A 17,168-nucleotide genomic window follows, 5' to 3' on the forward strand; every position below is an offset into this window, starting at 1 on the left:
GCACTCCTTTTCGTCTTTTTAGTTATCTTTTTTTAGAGCTTCAACTGTTTTTAGTAACGCGGACCAGTCTAAATGACCCCAGCCATTTTCAATTCCTTGTTCATAATGACCTTTCACAAGCTCTCCTAACGGAAGCGGAGCGGACACTTTTTTGGCTGCATCAATAGCCAAGTTTACATCTTTTAGTCCAAGCTCCAGCTTGAATCCGGCTGGATCAAAGTCTCTTTTAGCAATTAAATTGCCGTAATTTTTATACACAGGAGATGCAAATAAGCTGTTAACCACTTCAAGAAACTGCTCCGCTTCCATGCCATACTGCTCTACCATGACTACTGCTTCAGAAATGGCTTCTAACATCGATACTAATAAAAAATTATTGCCAAGCTTAGCTACATTTGATAAGTAAGGCTCGTCTCCTACAGTAAAAATAGTTTGACCAATCGCTTCAAACAGCGGCCAAACGTGCTCTCTTGCTTCTTTATTACCTGCCACTATTACTTTGAGAGCCGCAGCTGCTGCTGCGTCAGGGCGACCTAAAACAGTCGCTGCAACAAAATGCTGTCCTGATGCAGCATGTGCGCTTGTTAATTTTTCGGACAAATCTACGCTAATGGTACTCACAGAAACGTGAATACCGCCTTCTTGGAGGCCTGCAAGTATACCGTCTTGTGACATCGTTACTTCTTCTAAAGCCTCGTCATTGGAAAGAATCGTAAAGACAAGATTCGCTTCTTGCGCTGCTTGAGCGGGTGTCTCCACTACCTTTGCTCCTTTTTTCACAAGACTTTCTGCTTTTGAAGCTGTGCGGTTATAAATCACAAGTTCATGACCCGCTTTTATCATATTTTCCGCCATCGGTAATCCCATGTTCCCTAAACCAATTAAACCTACCTTCATCTTTACCACTCCATTTCAGCGCTCAGTATGTACATTTATACTTGTTTTCTACCTTTAGAAAAAACATATTTTCATTATTATATAACTACAGTAAAAGCGAATACAAAGAATAGCCTTTCTATAATGTTCAAAATGTGACATTTTTTAGACATAATTTATAAAAAACTTGTCTAAAAAATACGAATGGTTTTTAAATAAAGCGCTTGCAAACATAGGAAATTTCTGCTAAGATGTAAGAGAATTATTTTTGTTCGGTGGGGATGTATGAGTATTGTCACTTTTCGTCTTTAGATTTGAGCAAGAATAGTACCACAATGTGCGAGTCCGCACGAGGAGGCAACAATTATGGAACAAGGTAAAGTAAAATGGTTTAACGCAGAAAAAGGTTTTGGATTCATCGAGCGCGAAGGTGGAGACGATGTATTCGTACACTTCTCAGCAATCCAAAGCGAAGGCTTCAAATCTTTAGACGAAGGTCAAGCTGTAACATTTGACGTAGAACAAGGTCAACGCGGACCTCAAGCTGCTAACGTTCAAAAAGCATAAGAAACACAACATATCAGAAACAGATCCTTTAAAGGATCTGTTTTTTTGTGTACAAACATAAAAAAGCCCTGTTTTTCAACAGGGCCAGTCGGTACAAATACAGAAGTAAAGTTAATGGTACTCTTAGTATAGCACAAGATCATAACAATCTATACGAAATAATAAAATAAAACTTTCATCCGGCACGTTTAGCTAGGTTTATAGCTATTCCAAACACTCTAGGGCGCTCGCAAATCGTTTAATTCCTTCTCGAATAACCTCTTCTTCCCCTCTGCCGAACGTAAAGCGAATAGCTCCGCTTTGAGAACTCAGCACGCTTCCTGGGACAAAGGCTACTCCTTTTTTAAGCGATTCTTCCAATAGACGATAGTCATCGACCGGCTGATTTACTTTGCACCATAAGTGAATACCGCCTTGAGGCGAATCGAAAGATACTTTTGATCCAAGCAATTCGTTCAGACTCGACGACAGGGCATACTCTTGCTTTTTGAGCTCTTGTCTAAGCTTTTCAATATGAGAAGAAAACGTAGGAGAATCTAAGAATTGATAAGCGATCCACTGCGGAAAGATGCTGTGACCAAAGTCAATTTGCTGCTTAGCATCTGCCAGGCGCTGAATCACTTGCTCCGGACCCACTATCCAGCCAATTCGAAGGCCTGATGCAACAATTTTAGAAAGCGAGCTGATATAGAGGACATTTCCGTTCTCGTCCATCGATTTCAGCGTTTGATGTACATTGCCATCAAATGCCGTGAGTGAATAAGGATCATCTTCAATAAGCGGAATGCCGTATTCTGAAGAAAGCTCTAAAAACCGCTTTCGGCGCGCTTCTGATAACACAATACCGGTCGGATTTTGATAGTACGGATTTAAAAAAACCATTCGAATGCGATGCTTTTTATGTAATTCTACTAAGTCGTCCGGGTTGGCTCCATTTTTATCTACAGGCAGTAAAAACGTTCGTAGACCTGCTGATTGAAAAAGTGGCAGTGAATAGCTATAGGACGGATCTTCAATCGCTACTGCATCCCCTGGTTTTAACAAGCACTGCACAATTAAATGAAGTGCTTGCTGTGCACCTGATGTAATTAGAATAGAATTAGAATCCGTGGAGATTTTCCGGTACTCATGAACATGAGCAGCAATAGCGTCGCGCAAACGTTCATTGCCGTGGGGATGATCATAGCCTAAATGTTCATTAAAAGGCATGCCCGCTAATATTTGCTGAAAATCTTCGCTTGGAAATAAGCTAGGAGCTAACTCTCCGCTGGCTAAGTTCACAAAATCTGTTCGCAAAGCCTCGCTTCTGATTCGCTGTACGAGCGGCAAATTAGGCAGAAATGAACCGTCTTCTACATATCTCCCCCAGTTTGGAATACGTTTTCGGGAAATCCCCCAGATGCTCGAACTAACTCGCGTGCCGCTTCCTTTTTTACGTTCTACGATTCCAAGTGCCTGCAGCTCTTCATAAGCAGCTACTACCGTACTCCTGTTCACGTTTAGCTCAGCGGCAAGCGTTCGTTCTGATGGCAACATAGAATCCGGCGGAAACGCTCCCGATGAAATACAGCTTTCAATATATTCTGCAATTTGTTTATAAATCGCTTTTTTGCTAGCGCGATCTGGTTTCCAGTTCATGCGGCGTCAGTCCTTACATTTAAACTTTCTTATTAGTAGTTTATCTCTTATCTTTCTTATCTTAAAGCAGTTTTATGAAAAAAGACCATCCAATTCGGTATTTTTTTACTCATCCACTTTACAAAAAATATGATATCACTACTTTTCATTTGCTAGCACTTAAGTTTACATAATAATTTTATTGTTAATTAAATTATATTCACCATCACAATAAAAAATCCGAACGAAGTTGATTCTCCATTAAGAATCTCGGTTCATCGTTCGGATCTTTACTAAAATACTTTTGTCACAGCCTCTTTTTTATAGAGGAGGTAAATCTAGCTTGCCTTCTTGAAACAATTCTTTCACCATGTGCTTGGCATACCCTGTTGCTTGCCCTAGCGTAATCTTTGCTGGCATAGGCGCTTCATTTGCATCGACGATTACATCGATAATGCACGGTTTATTCTGTCTAACTGCACTTTCAAAAGCCGGAAGCAGCTCGTCTTCCTTTTCTACTCGGTAGCCAACACCTCCGCAGATATCTGCATACCTAGCAAAATTCGGGTTTGTTAAATCCGTCCCAAATTCAGCATTTCCCATTACTTCTTGTTCAAATTTAATCATGCCGATTTTATGATTATTAAATAGCACTACGACTAGCGGAAGATTGTATTTAACGGCTGTAATAAAATCTGCCATTGTCATCGCAAAGCCGCCGTCTCCACATATCGCAAACACCTGCTTCTCGGGATAAGCAATTTTTCCAGCAATTGCGCCCGGTAGCCCGCAGCCGAGAGTTGCTAGCCAGCTTGAAATTACAAACTGCTGATTTGTCATACGAAAATGACGCGCCATCCATACTGTGACGTTTCCTACATCTACAGACAAGACCGCGTTATCATCCGCTACGTGCTGAAGCGCTCGAATCACTCGCTGAGGCTTGATAGGTACACTTTCTTTGGCTTCTTGGGTATCAAGCTGATTCCACCACTTTTTCATACGTTCTTGACTTTGCTCTAAAAACTGGCGATGCTCTGAGCGGCCCACGTTTTCTAAAAACCACTGAACCGTTGCTTTCGCTTCTCCTGCAAGCCCTGCATCTACAGGATATCTTTTGCCAATTTGTGCAGGATCAATATCAATATGAATCGTTTTTGCATGGTCTGGCAAAAAGCCTGTAAACGGATAGGACGTCCCAATCATGATAAGCGTATCCGCTTCTTGCATCGCTTCATACGCTGGCTTTGTCCCGATTAATCCAAGTCCTCCAAGACAATATGGATGCTCATCCGGTATTGCGCCTTTTCCAGGAAGCGTAAGGACAATAGGTGCTGCGATTTTTTCTGCAAATGCAAGCAGCTCTTCTCTCATTTCATGTGTGCCTCGACCGGCTAGGATAACCGGACTTTCCGCTTTACCAATCAAATCTTTTGCTTTTTCAAGATCTTCTCTATGGGGGAAAATGTCTTGCTTGACAATGATGCTTGATGTTTCTCGTGCTTCTGATCCAACTTCAAAACGAGGAATATCATCGGGAATGGTTAACACAGCCACACCTTTTTTAGCATAAGCTGTTCGAATCGCTTGATTAACAACAGTCGGAAGCTGCTCAGCGGACATGACTCGCTGGTTATATACAGCCACGTCATCGAACATTCTCTCTAAATTAATTTCTTGAAACGCATCGCTGCCGATGAGGTCAGATTCTACTTGCCCTGTAAGTGCTAAAACGGGTGCTTTGTCTAATTTGGCATCATATAAACCATTTAGTAAATGAATTGCTCCCGGTCCGGCAATAGCCGTGCATACACCGATTTTACCCGTTAGCTTCGCATATGCAGCCGCTGCGAGAGCTCCCGCTTCTTCATGCCTCACTTGAATAAACTTAATTTTATCTTGGGCTTTGCGAAGCGGTTCAATAATTGAATTAATGGAGTCTCCCGGCATGCCGTAAATATGATCAACGCCCCATTCAATTAGCAGTTCAATCAGTTTTTCCCCAGCTTTTTGTTTAAACATATGACTACCCCTTTCTCCTTATATATAGAGATAGTGTGACCTGATACGCTCTTTCTTACTTATTTTCAGTCGTATAATTTTCGTTTTCTTTCGTTAAATGAAGGCAACATCTTCGTTAAATTTTCTTCATTCCTTGCAATTATCATTATCTTTTGCTATTCTATAAGAAGAATTATTTTTGTTCGGCAACAATCGATAGGTGAATACTTTCGTCTTAAAGATTTTGATCATGAGCAAGGATAGTAATACAATGTGTGCATAGCACACGAGGAGGCAACATTCATGGAAAAAGGTACAGTAAAATGGTTTAACGCAGAAAAAGGTTTCGGATTTATCGAGCGCGAAAACGGCGACGATGTATTCGTACATTTCTCAGCAATCCAAAGCGAAGGATTCAAATCTTTAGACGAAGGTCAAGCTGTAACATTCGACGTTGAAGAAGGTCAACGCGGACCTCAAGCTGCTAACGTTCAAAAAGCATAAGTAGTAAAAAGACTCTGATTTCAGTCAGAGTCTTTTTTTATGTAGAGCTACGCATAAATTTTTTTAACATGTAGTTTGTACACGTTATTATAAATAGTAAACTAAAAGAGTCTCTTCATTCCGAAGAGACCTTTTGTGGAAGAAATAGTTGAAGAAATAAAGTGTGGATGTTGCGTCGTCCTCATTTTTTAATAATTAGCACCAGCCGCCGCCGAAGCAAGAAGCGCCGATGATGATTAATAAGATGAAAAGTACAATGATTAAAGCGAAACCGCCGCCGCAGCCACCACCGCTATAACCACAACCGTATCCGTAACCTCCGTAGTATCCCATGTGTTTCACCTCCATTTGCTATACTTTAAGATATGTGGATTTAGTTAAATTGCTCCTAATAATTCCATAGAACTTTTGAAAATGTTTGTCATACACTAAAATACTGAGCTTCTCAAACAAGTTCCACAAAGTGATAAAATATCTGATTTTATGGGCATTTACTCCTCTTTTCTGTACCTTTTAAAAATGTAATCGCTCCCTTTTTCATGAATGTACACCCCGCTGAATACCTTTAGTTATGTACACTCACACAGGAGGGATTCAATATGTTAACACTCGAAATTTCAAAGCAAATCGTTAAAAACGTCTACCCTATTGTCTTATCGAATCGCAGTAAAATCTTTCAAGAGGAAGTGAGCGTCGCCGCCTTGCAAGACTACTTTGGTCTTGATCATGCCTTTAGCGTGTATGCAGCTGCCACCATTATTTATCAGCTAGAAGCTGACGGATATGTATCCAAACCTCTGAAGCGCAGCGAATACAAGCGAATTTTGCTCAAATAAAAACAAGCATCCCCGCAAGGATGCTTGTCTTATTTATAGCTATACCTGTCGAATAATTGCTCGACTCTTTTGTGATAGTCCGCAAGGTAATCAGAGAGCTCCGTTTTGCTCAAATTATTGGCCTGCTCCTCAAATAGTGACAGCAGCGAAATTTTAATCATTTCCATTTCCGTTTCCGAACGATTTTCATTTCGCAAATCTTTTCTTAAATTCCACAGGCTTTGCTCCATTTCATGCTTTAATTGTTCTAGTGAGTGTGGTTCTTCAGATCCGGCACGAATGTCTTTTTTAAATCCACTCATCTTATCACTCCTCGCATTTGCACCTGCTAGATAGTATCTAATGTATACTATACCATAAATAGCTATACGAGGCTTAAGCATGCATTTTAAGCAATTGGTCACAAAATAAAAAACATCTCTTTGGATGTCTTTACGTTACTTTTTATCTTACTTCGTCTTCTTCACCTTTTACATATTTAAAAAATGAATCAATCATTTCATTTAAAAAATCATTTCGATCTTCAAAATTCATAATTTCTAAAAACTCCACAATATCCTTATCTAAGCTAATAGAAGCGGGAACATAAGCAGCTGCTTCCCTTCTTTGCGGGAATGGAATCACATTATCTTTCTTCTTCATAAAACACCGTCCTTTTTCTGTGCTTTACTAGTGTAAGCTTTCAAGGAACGATTTGCAAGTCCCTCTGATGTAAAATTTTATATAAACATTCTTCTGAAAAGACAGAGTATATCTTTAGCTACTCAAGTAAGCCTATTTGAGATTAGCCTTTTTCGTGTTCTGGCGTCATATTAATAATTCGCCGCTGTTTTCTCTTTTCCTTTTGGCATCTTTTAGCAAATTTAAACACAAATAGTTTAAAAGAGGTTTTTATTTCCTTCTTATAGGTTAAAGAAAGGAAACAACATTTTTATATGGAGGGGTTACAAATGATTGCATTAACTGGAAAAGTTGCGCTTGTGACGGGAGCGGCATCTGGAATTGGACGGGCTTCAGCCATTACCTTAGCTGAACAAGGAGCGCGCGTTGCTCTTTTAGACTTAGAGGAAGAAAAACTACACGAAGTAAAAGAGACCATCATGGCGAGTGGCGGAGAGTGTATAGCCATTAAAACAGACGTATCTGACTCTGAAAGTATAAAAGAAAGTATCGAAACGATTAGCAGCTTATGGAGTCAATTACATATTGTTTCTATTAACGCAGGCATCAACGGTACGTTTTCTTCTATTGAAGAACTATCACCAGAAGATTGGACAAAAACAATTGATACAAATTTAACGAGTACTTTTTTAACCGTGAAGCATTCTATTCCTTATTTGAAAGCTCAGGGAGGAAGCGTTATTATTACTAGCTCCATTAACGGCAACCGTACATTTTCAAACATCGGCATGAGCGCATACAGTTCCTCAAAGGCTGGCCAAATGGCCTTCGGCAAAATGGCAGCTCTTGAACTTTCTACATGCGGAATACGGGTAAACGTCATTTGTCCAGGAGCAGTTGATACAAATATTGAAAGCAATACATTCCGTCAAGAAGACAAATTAAAAGAAGTCGCGATTCCAATTGAATATCCAAATGGCAATCAACCGCTTGCTAAACGCTCGGCTAAGCCCGAAGAAGTAGCAGATTTAATTTCCTTTTTAGCTTCTGACGCGTCCAAACATATTACCGGAAGTGAAATGTTTATTGACGGCGGAGAATCGCTGCTGTAACGTACAAGCCCCTGCATCAACGTCAGGGGCTTGTTTTTTTACTTTTATGAACAACATCTACTCCACCCGAAGCGGATATAATACTGCCTGTAATCATATCTGAGTTTTCATCACAAAGAAACTCAATAATACGCGCAATGTCTTCTCCTGTCCCTGATCGACCGACAGGCGTTGCTTTGTCTTCTAGTAATCTTGCTTTTATAATATCACTTTCTTTCATGTCTCCTACAATATCTCCGGGGCAGACCATATTGGCCGTAATCCCGTATTCCGCTACTTCTAGAGCAAGCGATTTGGTCAGAGAAGCTAGCCCTGACTTAGCGGCACTAAAAGCCGCGCGGTACATCCATCCAGGGGTATGCTCTACATCTTGAAAGCCGTATGTAATAATCCGTCCAAACTGCTGGTTTTTCATAATAGGAACAACAGCTTTGACAAAGTGAAAAACAGAGCTTAAATTCCCTTCCACCATTTCATACCATTCACTGTCTGTGTACTCTATTAATTTCTTTCTTTCAAATACATACGGACCTGCATTATTAATTAAAACATCAATACGTCCAAACCGCTCCATAGCCTGCGCAACGACATGTTCAATATCTTCTTTATTTGTTATGTCTCCTTCTATAAACTGTACGTTATCACTATATTGATGCCATTCTTCTTGCAGTTCTCGCACTTTATTTTTATCACTGCGAAAATGGACGGTAACGGAATACTGCTTTTTTAGAAACTGTTCTGTTACTTTTTTGCCGATACCTTTATGACCTGCTGTAATTAATGCATGTTTCATCGACCTTCACCTCTTTTACTCTACTTCTCTACTATATATATTAGACAGCTTCTTGATTTCTCCTTTACTAACGGAAAAAAGCCCTTGACGAAAGGGCTTTTCTTTTACGGTCTTAACAAAATTTTACCTGTACTTTTTCGGCTTTCAAGAAGCTCATGTGCTTTCGCTCCGTCTTTTAAGTCAAATACCACAGGATCGGTTAGCACAAGCTGACCTTTACTGATCCACTCAAACAGCTGCTGTGAGCGTACTTTGCGTTCTTCATAAGATACAAGCACGTTCCACAGATCTCCGCCTGTAAGCGTTTTAGAGGTATCCATCAGCATACGTGGGTCGACCGGGGCCGGATCGCCTCCTGCCATTCCGTAAAATACCACGGTTCCGCCTGTTTTTACGGCTTCAAAGCTTTTTTCTAGCGTAACTCCTACAGATTCGTAGGCAACATCTGCGCCTCGCTTCGTTACTTCTTTCACTTGTTCCACCCAGTTATCTTCGTATAAAAAGACGTAGTCAGCCCCTGCTTGAGCCGCTGCTTTTGCTTTTTCAGAAGATGACGTTAAGCCAATAACCTGTCCGCCTAATAGCTTGGCAATTTGAACTAAAAGCTGCCCTACACCTCCGGCAGCTGCGTGCACAAGTACATAATCACCCGGCTGAATGCTGTAGCTGTCTTGTGTTAAATAGTGAGCCGTTAACCCTTGCAAAAGCACAGAAGCAGCTGTGTCAAACGAAATATCGTCAGGTACAGCAATTATTTTATCTTGTGGCACAGCAACAAGCTCTGCATTTGCAAAAGGAACGTCAGCAAACGCAATGCGGTCTCCTACGTTAACATGACTTACTTCTGCTCCTACTTCTTCTACCACACCTGCTCCTTCATATCCTAAAATATACGGAGGTGTACCCGTTAAGTGGTAGTTCCCTTTTCTTCGGTACACATCCGCAAAATTAAGTCCAATTGCTTTTGTTCTTACTAGTACGTCTGTTGGACCAATAGAGGGATTCGGTATATCTTGATAGTGAAGAACGTCAGGTCCTCCAAATCTTTCAAATACTAATGCTTTCATAGATAAGTTACCTCGTTTTCTTTATGTATTCCCTTTCATCGTAATTCAAAGAGATACCAAACACAAGTTTCTGACTCAGGGAAAAAACGCTTTGTCTCCTCATGAGACAAAGCGTTTTTTTAATTTGTTTGTGCTACGGTTTCTCTCATCGTTCCATTTTTTTGATAAGACGTATGAAAAGAAAAGGCTTTTTCAAGAACGTGCGGTGTTTGGCCGCCTCGCGTGAGCGCTTCTTCGTAATACGCCATAAGCTGGTCGCGGTACATTGGATGTGCACAATTTTCAATAATGCGTTTGGCCCGTTCTCTTGGAGCAAGTCCGCGTAAGTCTGCATATCCTTGCTCTGTTACAATGACATCCACATCGTGTTCCGTATGATCAACGTGTGGAACAAACGGCACTATGCTTGAAATATCACCGTTTTTGGCAATAGATTTTGTTACAAAAATGCCGAGACGCGCATTTCGGGCGAAATCCCCTGAACCTCCGATGCCATTCATCATTTTTGTTCCCATCACATGCGTTGAATTAACGTTTCCGTAAATGTCTAGCTCTAGCGCAGTGTTAATGGAAATTAGTCCTAAGCGACGAATAATCTCTGGGTGGTTTGAAATTTCCTGCGGACGAAGAATGAGTTTATCTCGATAGGTTTCAAAATTAGAGAAAACTTGTTCCATTTTATCCGCTGAAAGCGTAATCGAGCAGCAGGAAGCAAACGTAACTTTTCCTGCGTCAAATAAATCAAACACGGCGTCCTGCAATACTTCGGAATATACTTGTAAATCATGAAACTCCGAATCTAACAAACCGTGGAAAACGGCATTTGCCACAGATCCAATTCCAGATTGTAAAGGAGCAAGCGATTCAGTTAATCGCCCTTCTGTAATTTCTTGGCGTAAAAATGAAATCAAATTTTGAGCCATTACAACCGTTTCTTCGTCAGGTGCTACAATCGTAGACGGTGAATCTAGCTGATTTGTAAACACAATACCCTTTACTTTATCTAAATCAATTGGTATGCCCAACGAACCAATACGATCATCGGATTTTTTCAAAGGAATTGCATCTCGCTGTCCTTGAGCGCCCGGATCATACAGGTCGTGAATACCTTCTAACAGCTCTGGCTGCGCTGTGTTGATTTCAATAATAATCGATTTTGCATGCTGGGCAAACACCATCGAATTGCCAATTGACGTTGTTGGAATCATCATTCCGTCATCCGTGATAGAAACCGCTTCCAAAATAGCGAAATCTATTGAATCTAACACGCCTGAACGCACCCATTCAGAAGTATGCGATAAATGCTGGTCAATAAACTGAAATTCACCTTCATTAATTTTTTTACGCATCGTCGGGTCCGCTTGAAACGGCAGGCGTTTGTTTAACATGCCTTTTTCTGCAAATAGCTTATCTACATCTGACCCAAGCGAGGCGCCGGTATACACGCTGACTTTTATCGGCTCAGTTTCCGCTCGTTTCGCTAGCGCAAACGGTACAGCTTTGACATCGCCCGCGCGTGTAAAACCGCTTAGACCAAGCGTCATTCCATCTTGAATCCAAGACGCTGCTTCTTCAGCAGAGACAACGCGATTCTGTAATGCTTCATGCTTAATTCGATTACGTACGTTTTCCATTCTCTTCACTCCTTGTTTTTGCTCTTTTTACCATTTTACTGTAAAGAAAGCGTCCACAAGAGTTTTTGGAATGAAATGGACAAAAATAGCGACAAAACAGCATATTTGATGATAATGAAGCTAAATGAAGGTTAAAACCCAAGCAGCTTTCGAAAATAACTGGCGTACGACTGACTGACCGGAATTTTTTCTCCATTGTTCATCACTAATAAAAAAGTTGAATGTGTATCAGGATAAATTTCTTGGATTTGCGTCACGTTGACGATAAAGGAACGATGACAGCGCACAAACTCTTCTTTTGGAAGCACATAATCAAATTCATTTAACGTGTATTTATGCGTACCCGTATACTTCTGTGCGTACACATATGTTTTTCGGTCACGCGCTTCTACGTAGATGATTTTTGAGAAAGGAACCGGTATCCATCCCTCGTTCACCTTTAACGTCACAACTGACTTTCCGCTCGTTAACGCGGGAAAAATCGCCGTTACGCATCCTTGAACATCTCCTTCATCTAAGAAAGGTACGGCCATGCCGTAGTAAGGTGTGCCGAACACGTCTCGGTGAATAAATTCCGATACTTTTTGCTTTCGTTCTAATGCTTTATATGTAATCGTTCCTTTTTTAATGTGATCTCCAGGGCTAATTTTTAAATTAATTCGTTTACTTGCCCTGTAATACACGTATGTTTCTAGATCTGAAACAGCAATCGACGCTTCATCGGAAAACAGTTCACTAATAACATCTAGTAGGGCTGAGGCTTTAAATGGTTTCATCTTTTCACCTTCTTTTGTCTAGTTAAACACGTTGCTTCTTTATTGTAGCGCAAAAGCAAAAGCGATTGGGAAAGAAGCATGGAATTTATCCTTTTAACTGCATAAAATTTCTATTTTTTCACAACATAAAACAATGAAATGAAGGAAGGGTGAAATGTATGGGCTATGCTGAATCGACGTTTCGAATCGCCTGTTCATTTTTTGTGCTGCTTCTTTTAACGCGGCTCATGGGAAAAACAGAAATCAGCCAGTTAAATGTATTTACATTTATTACGGCGATTACGATTGGGAATATTGCTTCTTCCCTCTCCACTGATAAGCGAGTGGAAATTGATAAAGGAGTTTATTCACTGCTAGGATGGACATTTTTAACAATCGCTATGGGCTATATTGGAATGAAATCGAAAAAAGCGCGGCATCTTATTACCGGTGAGCCTAAAATTGTGATTAAGCAAGGGAAAGTGATGGAAAAGGCATTAAAACAAGTCCGGCTAGATATTGAATCTCTTTTGGGCATGCTGAGGCAGCAAAACGTATTTTCCATAAAAGATGTAGAATACGCCATATTAGAAATCAACGGAAACCTTTCCGTTATGCAAAAACAAGATAAAAAGCCAAACGCATGGTCAAAAACGCTTTTATTTCCCACTTCAACCGGCGTTATTTACGATGGGAAAGCGAATGAAGATGCTTTGAAGGACCTGCACGTAGACCATAACTGGCTGCATAAGCAGCTAGAAAAAGCGGGAGTCAACTCAATTGATGACGTCTTTTACGCTGAGGTTCAGTCGGACGGATCGCTTTATATTGACTATAAAAAAGACAAATTTAACTCATAAAAAAAATCCGTACCATATAAGGCACGGATTTTTTATTAGCTTGCTTTTTTCACACGATTTGTAATGGTATCTTCTTTTGGTGATGTTTTGCGAATAAAGAAGGCTAAAACAAACGCGATTACACTTAAAATCGTTGCGATCATAAACGCATCGTTAATACCCATTGCTGTACCTTGATTCACAGCTTCAGCCATACTGCCTTTATCTGTCGGCAAAATTTGCTGATTCGTTACGATGTTTTTCACGTGTTTTTCACCTTGATTCATCATAATGGATACAAAGAACGCCATTCCTACAGCTCCAGCAACCATTCGAAGCGTATTAACCATTGCCGTGCCGTATTTATTTAGACTAAGCGCAAGCTCATTTAATCCTGCTGTAAAGATCGGCATCATGAGCAGTGACATCCCAAACATACGAACAGTATAGACAATCATCACATACATAAATGTTGTGGTCGTTTCAAGTTTTGTTAATTCATATGTTGTCACAACGGTAATCGCTAAGCCAATAACAGCAAGCCATCTTGCGCCGAACTTATCAAACAGCCTTCCTGTAATCGGAGACATAATCCCCATTACAATTCCCCCAGGAAGTAGCAGCAATCCTGAAAGAAACGGTGAAAAGCCGCGTACGTTTTGCATATAAATCGGCATTAAAATCATACCTGAAAACATTGCCATTGTCACAATCACGTTAATGATTGTTGTCAGCGTGAACATACGGTAACGGAAAATACGGAATTCAAGAAGCGGCTGATCGATTTTTAACTGACGGAAAATAAAGAACAGAATTGAAATACCGCCTACAATGAACATGGCTAATACTTCAGTGCTGGTCCAGCCCTTTGTACCGCCCGTAGCGAACGCATAAAGCAAGCCGCCAAATCCAATTGTTGACAAAATAACGCCAAGCACGTCTAGCTTAGGTCGGCTTGTTTCTGTCACGTTTTTCACTAAAATAATCGCCGCAATTACGTTAATAAGTGCAATTGGAAACATCATAAAGAATAAAACGCGCCATGAGTAGTGCTCAACGATTAAACCAGAAAGCGTCGGCCCTACTGCCGGTGCAAAGTTCATTGCTACCCCAAAAATCCCCATCGCAAAGCCGCGGCGGTCAGGCGGGAATAGCGTAAAAATAACGTTTGTAATTAACGGAAATAAAATTCCTGCTCCTGCTGCTTGCACGACGCGTCCCACTAAAATAACAGAAAATGTCGGTGCGATACCGCAAAGCAGTGTTCCTACTGTAAACAGACCCATTGCTGTAATATACAGCTGCCTTGTCGTAAATCGATTCATTAAAAATGCTGTAATTGGAATAACAATTCCGTTTACTAACATAAAGATGGTTGTTAACCAGTTACCCGTAGCCGCCGTTACTTGAAAGTGATCCATCATTTGCGGAAGCGCAATGTTAATTAGCGTTTGATTTAAAAAAGCGACGAGCGCTCCCATTATCATTACGCCAAAAATAGACCGAGTTCGGGCTTGATCGGACTGTTGTGTTTGTGTATTCATTTTAACAAGACCTTTCCCTTTTAAAATTATCTGTATGTAAATCTTCAGATGACAAACAGGTTAAGAATATAGTTTATGTGTTCATTCTATTAATTTATGTCACGAATATTTAATGAACTTAATTATATACCGGATAAATATATCTGTTTCCGAAATATTTGTCAACAAATATGATCATTTTCGTAAAACTTTTCCATCAGTATATATAAAGTAGCATACCCTTTAATGAAGAAAAAAATGAGAGCCCTTCAACGAAGGCTCTCATTTCCTTAAGAAATACTTATTTTAAGATTTGAACTTTTACTGTTTTTCTTCCCCATTTTAACGCTTCTTTTTGAGAAGGAAGAAGAACATCAATTTTATTTCCTTTAATCGCGCCTCCTGTATCAGCTGCGATTGCCGTCCCATAACCTTCTACGTATACTTTTGAACCAAGCTTAATCACTTTTGGATCGACAGAAATAACTTTTTGATTTGGATTCTTTTTCAAATCGATTCCAATCGCCGTTTTTCCGCTGCAGCCTTTGCAGTTCGCTGTGTACGCTGTTGCTGTTACTTTAAATTCTTTCACAACGTTTGAAGACTTCGCAGGCGCTGCTTTAGCAGGCGTGCTTGATTTTACTTGTGATACTTTTAATACTTGTTTCGGATGAATGCTGTCTGACTTTAAGTTATTCCACTGTTTCAGCTGACTAACCGATACTTTATATGTCTTTGCAATTTTATATAGCGAATCTCCGCTTTTTACTGTATATGTATTTGTTGCAGCTGATGCACCACTTGCCACTCCGAACAGTGACATTAGAACTAAACTGAACGTAATCATTGTCTTTTTCATGTAATTGATTTCCCCTTTATCTACCAATACATAAAAAATAACACATGAATATTACAGTTATATTTCAGTAACATGTCAATAGTTTGATAGTTTAGTTACAGCAAAAATAAAAATTCTTCCTTTTAAACTAGTAAATTAATCACCTTAACATTTCAAAAACATACATATTCAGGCATATAACGGTGCTTTTACACACATTTATATTGGATTATTTCATTTGTAACATTCCACTGGTTCTAGAGGCTTATATTTTATTTTATATTGGTTATTTAGAACATAGTTTATTTAAAATTAATAAATGCGTTAAAGGATCTTAATATAAATCACTTTGTACACCGCAGTTGATTTCCGTGCAAGACTTCGCTTTCCGCGGGTGGCCGATGAGCCTCCTCGTCGCTTGCGCTCCTGCGGGGTCTCATCTATTCCACTATTTCCGCAGGAGTCTTCGTCTTACTCTCCAATCAACTGCTAGAAGCGTATACATATATCACCGCCATAACAATAAAAAATCCGAACGAGTTGGATTCTCCATCAAGAATCTCAATTCACCGTTCGGATTTCCCTTCAACTAAAATGCTTTTATCATAGCCTTTTTATTTGAAATTAAAATACCTGCAATACTTGTTAATACGGCTGCCACTGAAGCATTTTAGCTGCCTCAAACCTTTTTTCTACATTTGGCCAGTAAACGATTTTCCACCAATTATCAACGTACGGATCACGTTCATTTTTGTACTGCAAATAATAAGCGTGTTCCCATACGTCTAATACGAGCAGCGGAATGGTATCCCACTGCGTAAGAAGCTGATGGCGCTCCGCTTGCAAGACTTCAAGCTTTCGCGAACGCGGCGACCATACTAAGATAGCCCAGCCCACACCTTCTACTTTTTTTGCGGCTTGAGAAAAGTGCATCACAAATTTCTCATAGCTGCCAAAGTCTTTTTGAAGCTGCTGCAGCAGCTGGCGCCTCGGCCTTCCTCCTCCTTCTGGACTCATGATTTCCCAAAAGATTGTATGCAGATAATGACCGGAGCCATGAAAAGAAGCTTCCCGTTCCCAATGTTTTATGAGGTCAAAATTATTTGTGTTACGGGCTTGCTGCAGCATGAGCTCTGCTTTATTTAATCCATCGACATAGCTTTGGTGATGCTTGCTGTGATGAAGGCGCATAATTTCCCGGTTAATATACGGCTCAAGAGCTGAGTAACTATAACCAAGCGGCGGCAGCTCATGCTGCCCCGGCGCTATCGATTCCCTCTCCCTGCCGTCGTCTCCAAGCCGCTCTTTTAAGATTTTATCAATGTGCCGTACCGCATTATTGATTTCTTCTAACGTATATTCGTTCACATCTTCTTCACTTAAATATTCAAGAACGTCTTCTTGCGTGCGCGTGATATATGACGTTATATCTACTTCTGTAAAGGCTTCTTCAAATACAGGATCACATACTTGTTCAAGCCAGGTCTGAACTTCCATCAAGTATCTTTTTCTCTCATCTTGATCGGCCATACTTCCCCTCCTTACACCTCATCTTCACTATCATATTCAAAAGAAAAAGCAACAT

The 17,168-nt window shown here is 40.2% G+C and carries 18 protein-coding genes; 5 read left to right on the top strand and 13 right to left on the bottom strand.

Annotation, left to right across the window (positions count from 1 at the left end; genetic code table 11):
* Nucleotides 1-18 precede the first annotated feature (18 nt).
* Nucleotides 19-897 (bottom strand): NAD(P)-dependent oxidoreductase, encoded by an 879-nt coding sequence (locus tag U9R83_RS13450; protein ID WP_108674774.1) that lies wholly within the window; start codon nucleotides 895-897, stop codon nucleotides 19-21.
* Between the two features lie 345 nt (nucleotides 898-1,242).
* On the opposite strand from U9R83_RS13450, the gene U9R83_RS13455 reads away from it, so the two are divergent.
* Entirely contained in the window at nucleotides 1,243-1,443 is a 201-nt protein-coding gene (locus U9R83_RS13455) for a cold-shock protein (RefSeq protein ID WP_013057405.1), read from the top strand.
* Nucleotides 1,444-1,647: 204 nt separating this feature from the next.
* On the opposite strand, the gene pdxR is transcribed toward U9R83_RS13455, so the two are convergent.
* Nucleotides 1,648-3,081 carry a MocR-like pyridoxine biosynthesis transcription factor PdxR gene (gene pdxR, locus U9R83_RS13460; RefSeq protein ID WP_116740407.1) on the bottom strand — a complete coding sequence of 478 codons (1,434 nt, stop codon included), beginning with the start codon at nucleotides 3,079-3,081 and terminating at the stop codon, nucleotides 1,648-1,650.
* Between the two features lie 300 nt (nucleotides 3,082-3,381).
* Nucleotides 3,382-5,082 (bottom strand): pyruvate oxidase, encoded by a 1,701-nt coding sequence (locus U9R83_RS13465; protein ID WP_140450984.1) that lies wholly within the window; start codon nucleotides 5,080-5,082, stop codon nucleotides 3,382-3,384.
* Between the two features lie 282 nt (nucleotides 5,083-5,364).
* Between U9R83_RS13465 and U9R83_RS13470 the strand changes: the two genes are divergently transcribed.
* Nucleotides 5,365-5,565 carry a cold-shock protein gene (locus U9R83_RS13470; RefSeq protein ID WP_013057408.1) on the top strand — a complete coding sequence of 67 codons (201 nt, stop codon included), beginning with the start codon at nucleotides 5,365-5,367 and terminating at the stop codon, nucleotides 5,563-5,565.
* 195 nt (nucleotides 5,566-5,760) lie between these two features.
* Here the strand turns inward: U9R83_RS13470 and U9R83_RS13475 are convergent, their stop codons facing one another.
* A complete protein-coding gene (locus U9R83_RS13475; RefSeq protein WP_098113090.1) occupies nucleotides 5,761-5,898 on the bottom strand; it encodes a YjcZ family sporulation protein in 138 nt (45 codons plus the stop codon).
* 266 nt (nucleotides 5,899-6,164) lie between these two features.
* Here U9R83_RS13475 and U9R83_RS13480 point away from each other — a divergent pair, with 266 nt between their 5' ends.
* Nucleotides 6,165-6,401: a hypothetical protein gene (locus U9R83_RS13480; protein ID WP_014459745.1), complete on the top strand. Its 237-nt coding sequence runs from the start codon at nucleotides 6,165-6,167 to the stop codon at nucleotides 6,399-6,401.
* 29 nt (nucleotides 6,402-6,430) lie between these two features.
* On the opposite strand, the gene U9R83_RS13485 is transcribed toward U9R83_RS13480, so the two are convergent.
* Both U9R83_RS13485 and U9R83_RS13490 read right to left on the bottom strand, forming a co-directional pair.
* The gene (locus tag U9R83_RS13485; RefSeq protein ID WP_033579235.1) at nucleotides 6,431-6,703 is read right to left on the bottom strand and encodes a hypothetical protein; all 273 of its coding nucleotides are present in this window, start codon (nucleotides 6,701-6,703) and stop codon (nucleotides 6,431-6,433) included.
* Between the two features lie 142 nt (nucleotides 6,704-6,845).
* Nucleotides 6,846-7,043, bottom strand: coding sequence for a hypothetical protein (locus tag U9R83_RS13490; RefSeq protein ID WP_014459743.1), 198 nt, complete (start codon nucleotides 7,041-7,043; stop codon nucleotides 6,846-6,848).
* A gap of 308 nt (nucleotides 7,044-7,351) precedes the next feature.
* On the opposite strand from U9R83_RS13490, the gene U9R83_RS13495 reads away from it, so the two are divergent.
* Nucleotides 7,352-8,134 (top strand): SDR family oxidoreductase, encoded by a 783-nt coding sequence (locus U9R83_RS13495; RefSeq protein ID WP_209366671.1) that lies wholly within the window; start codon nucleotides 7,352-7,354, stop codon nucleotides 8,132-8,134.
* Between the two features lie 22 nt (nucleotides 8,135-8,156).
* Here the strand turns inward: U9R83_RS13495 and U9R83_RS13500 are convergent, their stop codons facing one another.
* From U9R83_RS13500 to U9R83_RS13515, 4 genes are all read right to left on the bottom strand, one after another.
* Complete coding sequence (locus U9R83_RS13500) at nucleotides 8,157-8,927, bottom strand: SDR family oxidoreductase (RefSeq protein WP_209366673.1); 771 nt, start codon at nucleotides 8,925-8,927, stop codon at nucleotides 8,157-8,159.
* A gap of 104 nt (nucleotides 8,928-9,031) precedes the next feature.
* Complete coding sequence (locus U9R83_RS13505; protein WP_182421613.1) at nucleotides 9,032-9,994, bottom strand: quinone oxidoreductase family protein; 963 nt, start codon at nucleotides 9,992-9,994, stop codon at nucleotides 9,032-9,034.
* 119 nt (nucleotides 9,995-10,113) lie between these two features.
* The gene (locus tag U9R83_RS13510; protein ID WP_209366676.1) at nucleotides 10,114-11,628 is read right to left on the bottom strand and encodes an acetyl-CoA hydrolase/transferase family protein; all 1,515 of its coding nucleotides are present in this window, start codon (nucleotides 11,626-11,628) and stop codon (nucleotides 10,114-10,116) included.
* 131 nt (nucleotides 11,629-11,759) lie between these two features.
* The gene (locus U9R83_RS13515; RefSeq protein WP_155010093.1) at nucleotides 11,760-12,404 is read right to left on the bottom strand and encodes a LytTR family DNA-binding domain-containing protein; all 645 of its coding nucleotides are present in this window, start codon (nucleotides 12,402-12,404) and stop codon (nucleotides 11,760-11,762) included.
* A gap of 158 nt (nucleotides 12,405-12,562) precedes the next feature.
* Between U9R83_RS13515 and U9R83_RS13520 the strand changes: the two genes are divergently transcribed.
* The gene (locus U9R83_RS13520; RefSeq protein WP_155010092.1) at nucleotides 12,563-13,243 is read left to right on the top strand and encodes a DUF421 domain-containing protein; all 681 of its coding nucleotides are present in this window, start codon (nucleotides 12,563-12,565) and stop codon (nucleotides 13,241-13,243) included.
* Nucleotides 13,244-13,278: 35 nt separating this feature from the next.
* Here U9R83_RS13520 and U9R83_RS13525 read toward each other — a convergent pair whose 3' ends face one another.
* From U9R83_RS13525 to U9R83_RS13535, 3 genes are all read right to left on the bottom strand, one after another.
* Nucleotides 13,279-14,766: a DHA2 family efflux MFS transporter permease subunit gene (locus U9R83_RS13525; protein WP_181170475.1), complete on the bottom strand. Its 1,488-nt coding sequence runs from the start codon at nucleotides 14,764-14,766 to the stop codon at nucleotides 13,279-13,281.
* A gap of 280 nt (nucleotides 14,767-15,046) precedes the next feature.
* Nucleotides 15,047-15,604 carry a 3D domain-containing protein gene (locus U9R83_RS13530; protein ID WP_014459735.1) on the bottom strand — a complete coding sequence of 186 codons (558 nt, stop codon included), beginning with the start codon at nucleotides 15,602-15,604 and terminating at the stop codon, nucleotides 15,047-15,049.
* A 624-nt stretch (nucleotides 15,605-16,228) separates the two neighbouring features.
* Complete coding sequence (locus tag U9R83_RS13535) at nucleotides 16,229-17,113, bottom strand: superoxide dismutase (RefSeq protein ID WP_099331087.1); 885 nt, start codon at nucleotides 17,111-17,113, stop codon at nucleotides 16,229-16,231.
* Nucleotides 17,114-17,168: the final 55 nt, after the last annotated feature.

Origin of the sequence: Priestia sp. LL-8 (genome assembly GCF_036227845.1) — a bacterium.
Lineage (GTDB): Bacteria > Bacillota > Bacilli > Bacillales > Bacillaceae_H > Priestia > Priestia zanthoxyli.

What these genes read in the sequence shown, in the direction of transcription:
- U9R83_RS13450 (WP_108674774.1), bottom strand. Translation starts at nt 897, where the DNA reads ATGAAGGTAGGTTTAATTGGTTTAGGGAACATGGGATTACCGATGGCG.
- U9R83_RS13455 (WP_013057405.1), top strand. Translation starts at nt 1,243, where the DNA reads ATGGAACAAGGTAAAGTAAAATGGTTTAACGCAGAAAAAGGTTTTGGA.
- pdxR (WP_116740407.1), bottom strand. Translation starts at nt 3,081, where the DNA reads ATGAACTGGAAACCAGATCGCGCTAGCAAAAAAGCGATTTATAAACAA.
- U9R83_RS13465 (WP_140450984.1), bottom strand. Translation starts at nt 5,082, where the DNA reads ATGTTTAAACAAAAAGCTGGGGAAAAACTGATTGAACTGCTAATTGAA.
- U9R83_RS13470 (WP_013057408.1), top strand. Translation starts at nt 5,365, where the DNA reads ATGGAAAAAGGTACAGTAAAATGGTTTAACGCAGAAAAAGGTTTCGGA.
- U9R83_RS13475 (WP_098113090.1), bottom strand. Translation starts at nt 5,898, where the DNA reads ATGGGATACTACGGAGGTTACGGATACGGTTGTGGTTATAGCGGTGGT.
- U9R83_RS13480 (WP_014459745.1), top strand. Translation starts at nt 6,165, where the DNA reads ATGTTAACACTCGAAATTTCAAAGCAAATCGTTAAAAACGTCTACCCT.
- U9R83_RS13485 (WP_033579235.1), bottom strand. Translation starts at nt 6,703, where the DNA reads ATGAGTGGATTTAAAAAAGACATTCGTGCCGGATCTGAAGAACCACAC.
- U9R83_RS13490 (WP_014459743.1), bottom strand. Translation starts at nt 7,043, where the DNA reads ATGAAGAAGAAAGATAATGTGATTCCATTCCCGCAAAGAAGGGAAGCA.
- U9R83_RS13495 (WP_209366671.1), top strand. Translation starts at nt 7,352, where the DNA reads ATGATTGCATTAACTGGAAAAGTTGCGCTTGTGACGGGAGCGGCATCT.
- U9R83_RS13500 (WP_209366673.1), bottom strand. Translation starts at nt 8,927, where the DNA reads ATGAAACATGCATTAATTACAGCAGGTCATAAAGGTATCGGCAAAAAA.
- U9R83_RS13505 (WP_182421613.1), bottom strand. Translation starts at nt 9,994, where the DNA reads ATGAAAGCATTAGTATTTGAAAGATTTGGAGGACCTGACGTTCTTCAC.
- U9R83_RS13510 (WP_209366676.1), bottom strand. Translation starts at nt 11,628, where the DNA reads ATGGAAAACGTACGTAATCGAATTAAGCATGAAGCATTACAGAATCGC.
- U9R83_RS13515 (WP_155010093.1), bottom strand. Translation starts at nt 12,404, where the DNA reads ATGAAACCATTTAAAGCCTCAGCCCTACTAGATGTTATTAGTGAACTG.
- U9R83_RS13520 (WP_155010092.1), top strand. Translation starts at nt 12,563, where the DNA reads ATGGGCTATGCTGAATCGACGTTTCGAATCGCCTGTTCATTTTTTGTG.
- U9R83_RS13525 (WP_181170475.1), bottom strand. Translation starts at nt 14,766, where the DNA reads ATGAATACACAAACACAACAGTCCGATCAAGCCCGAACTCGGTCTATT.
- U9R83_RS13530 (WP_014459735.1), bottom strand. Translation starts at nt 15,604, where the DNA reads ATGAAAAAGACAATGATTACGTTCAGTTTAGTTCTAATGTCACTGTTC.
- U9R83_RS13535 (WP_099331087.1), bottom strand. Translation starts at nt 17,113, where the DNA reads ATGGCCGATCAAGATGAGAGAAAAAGATACTTGATGGAAGTTCAGACC.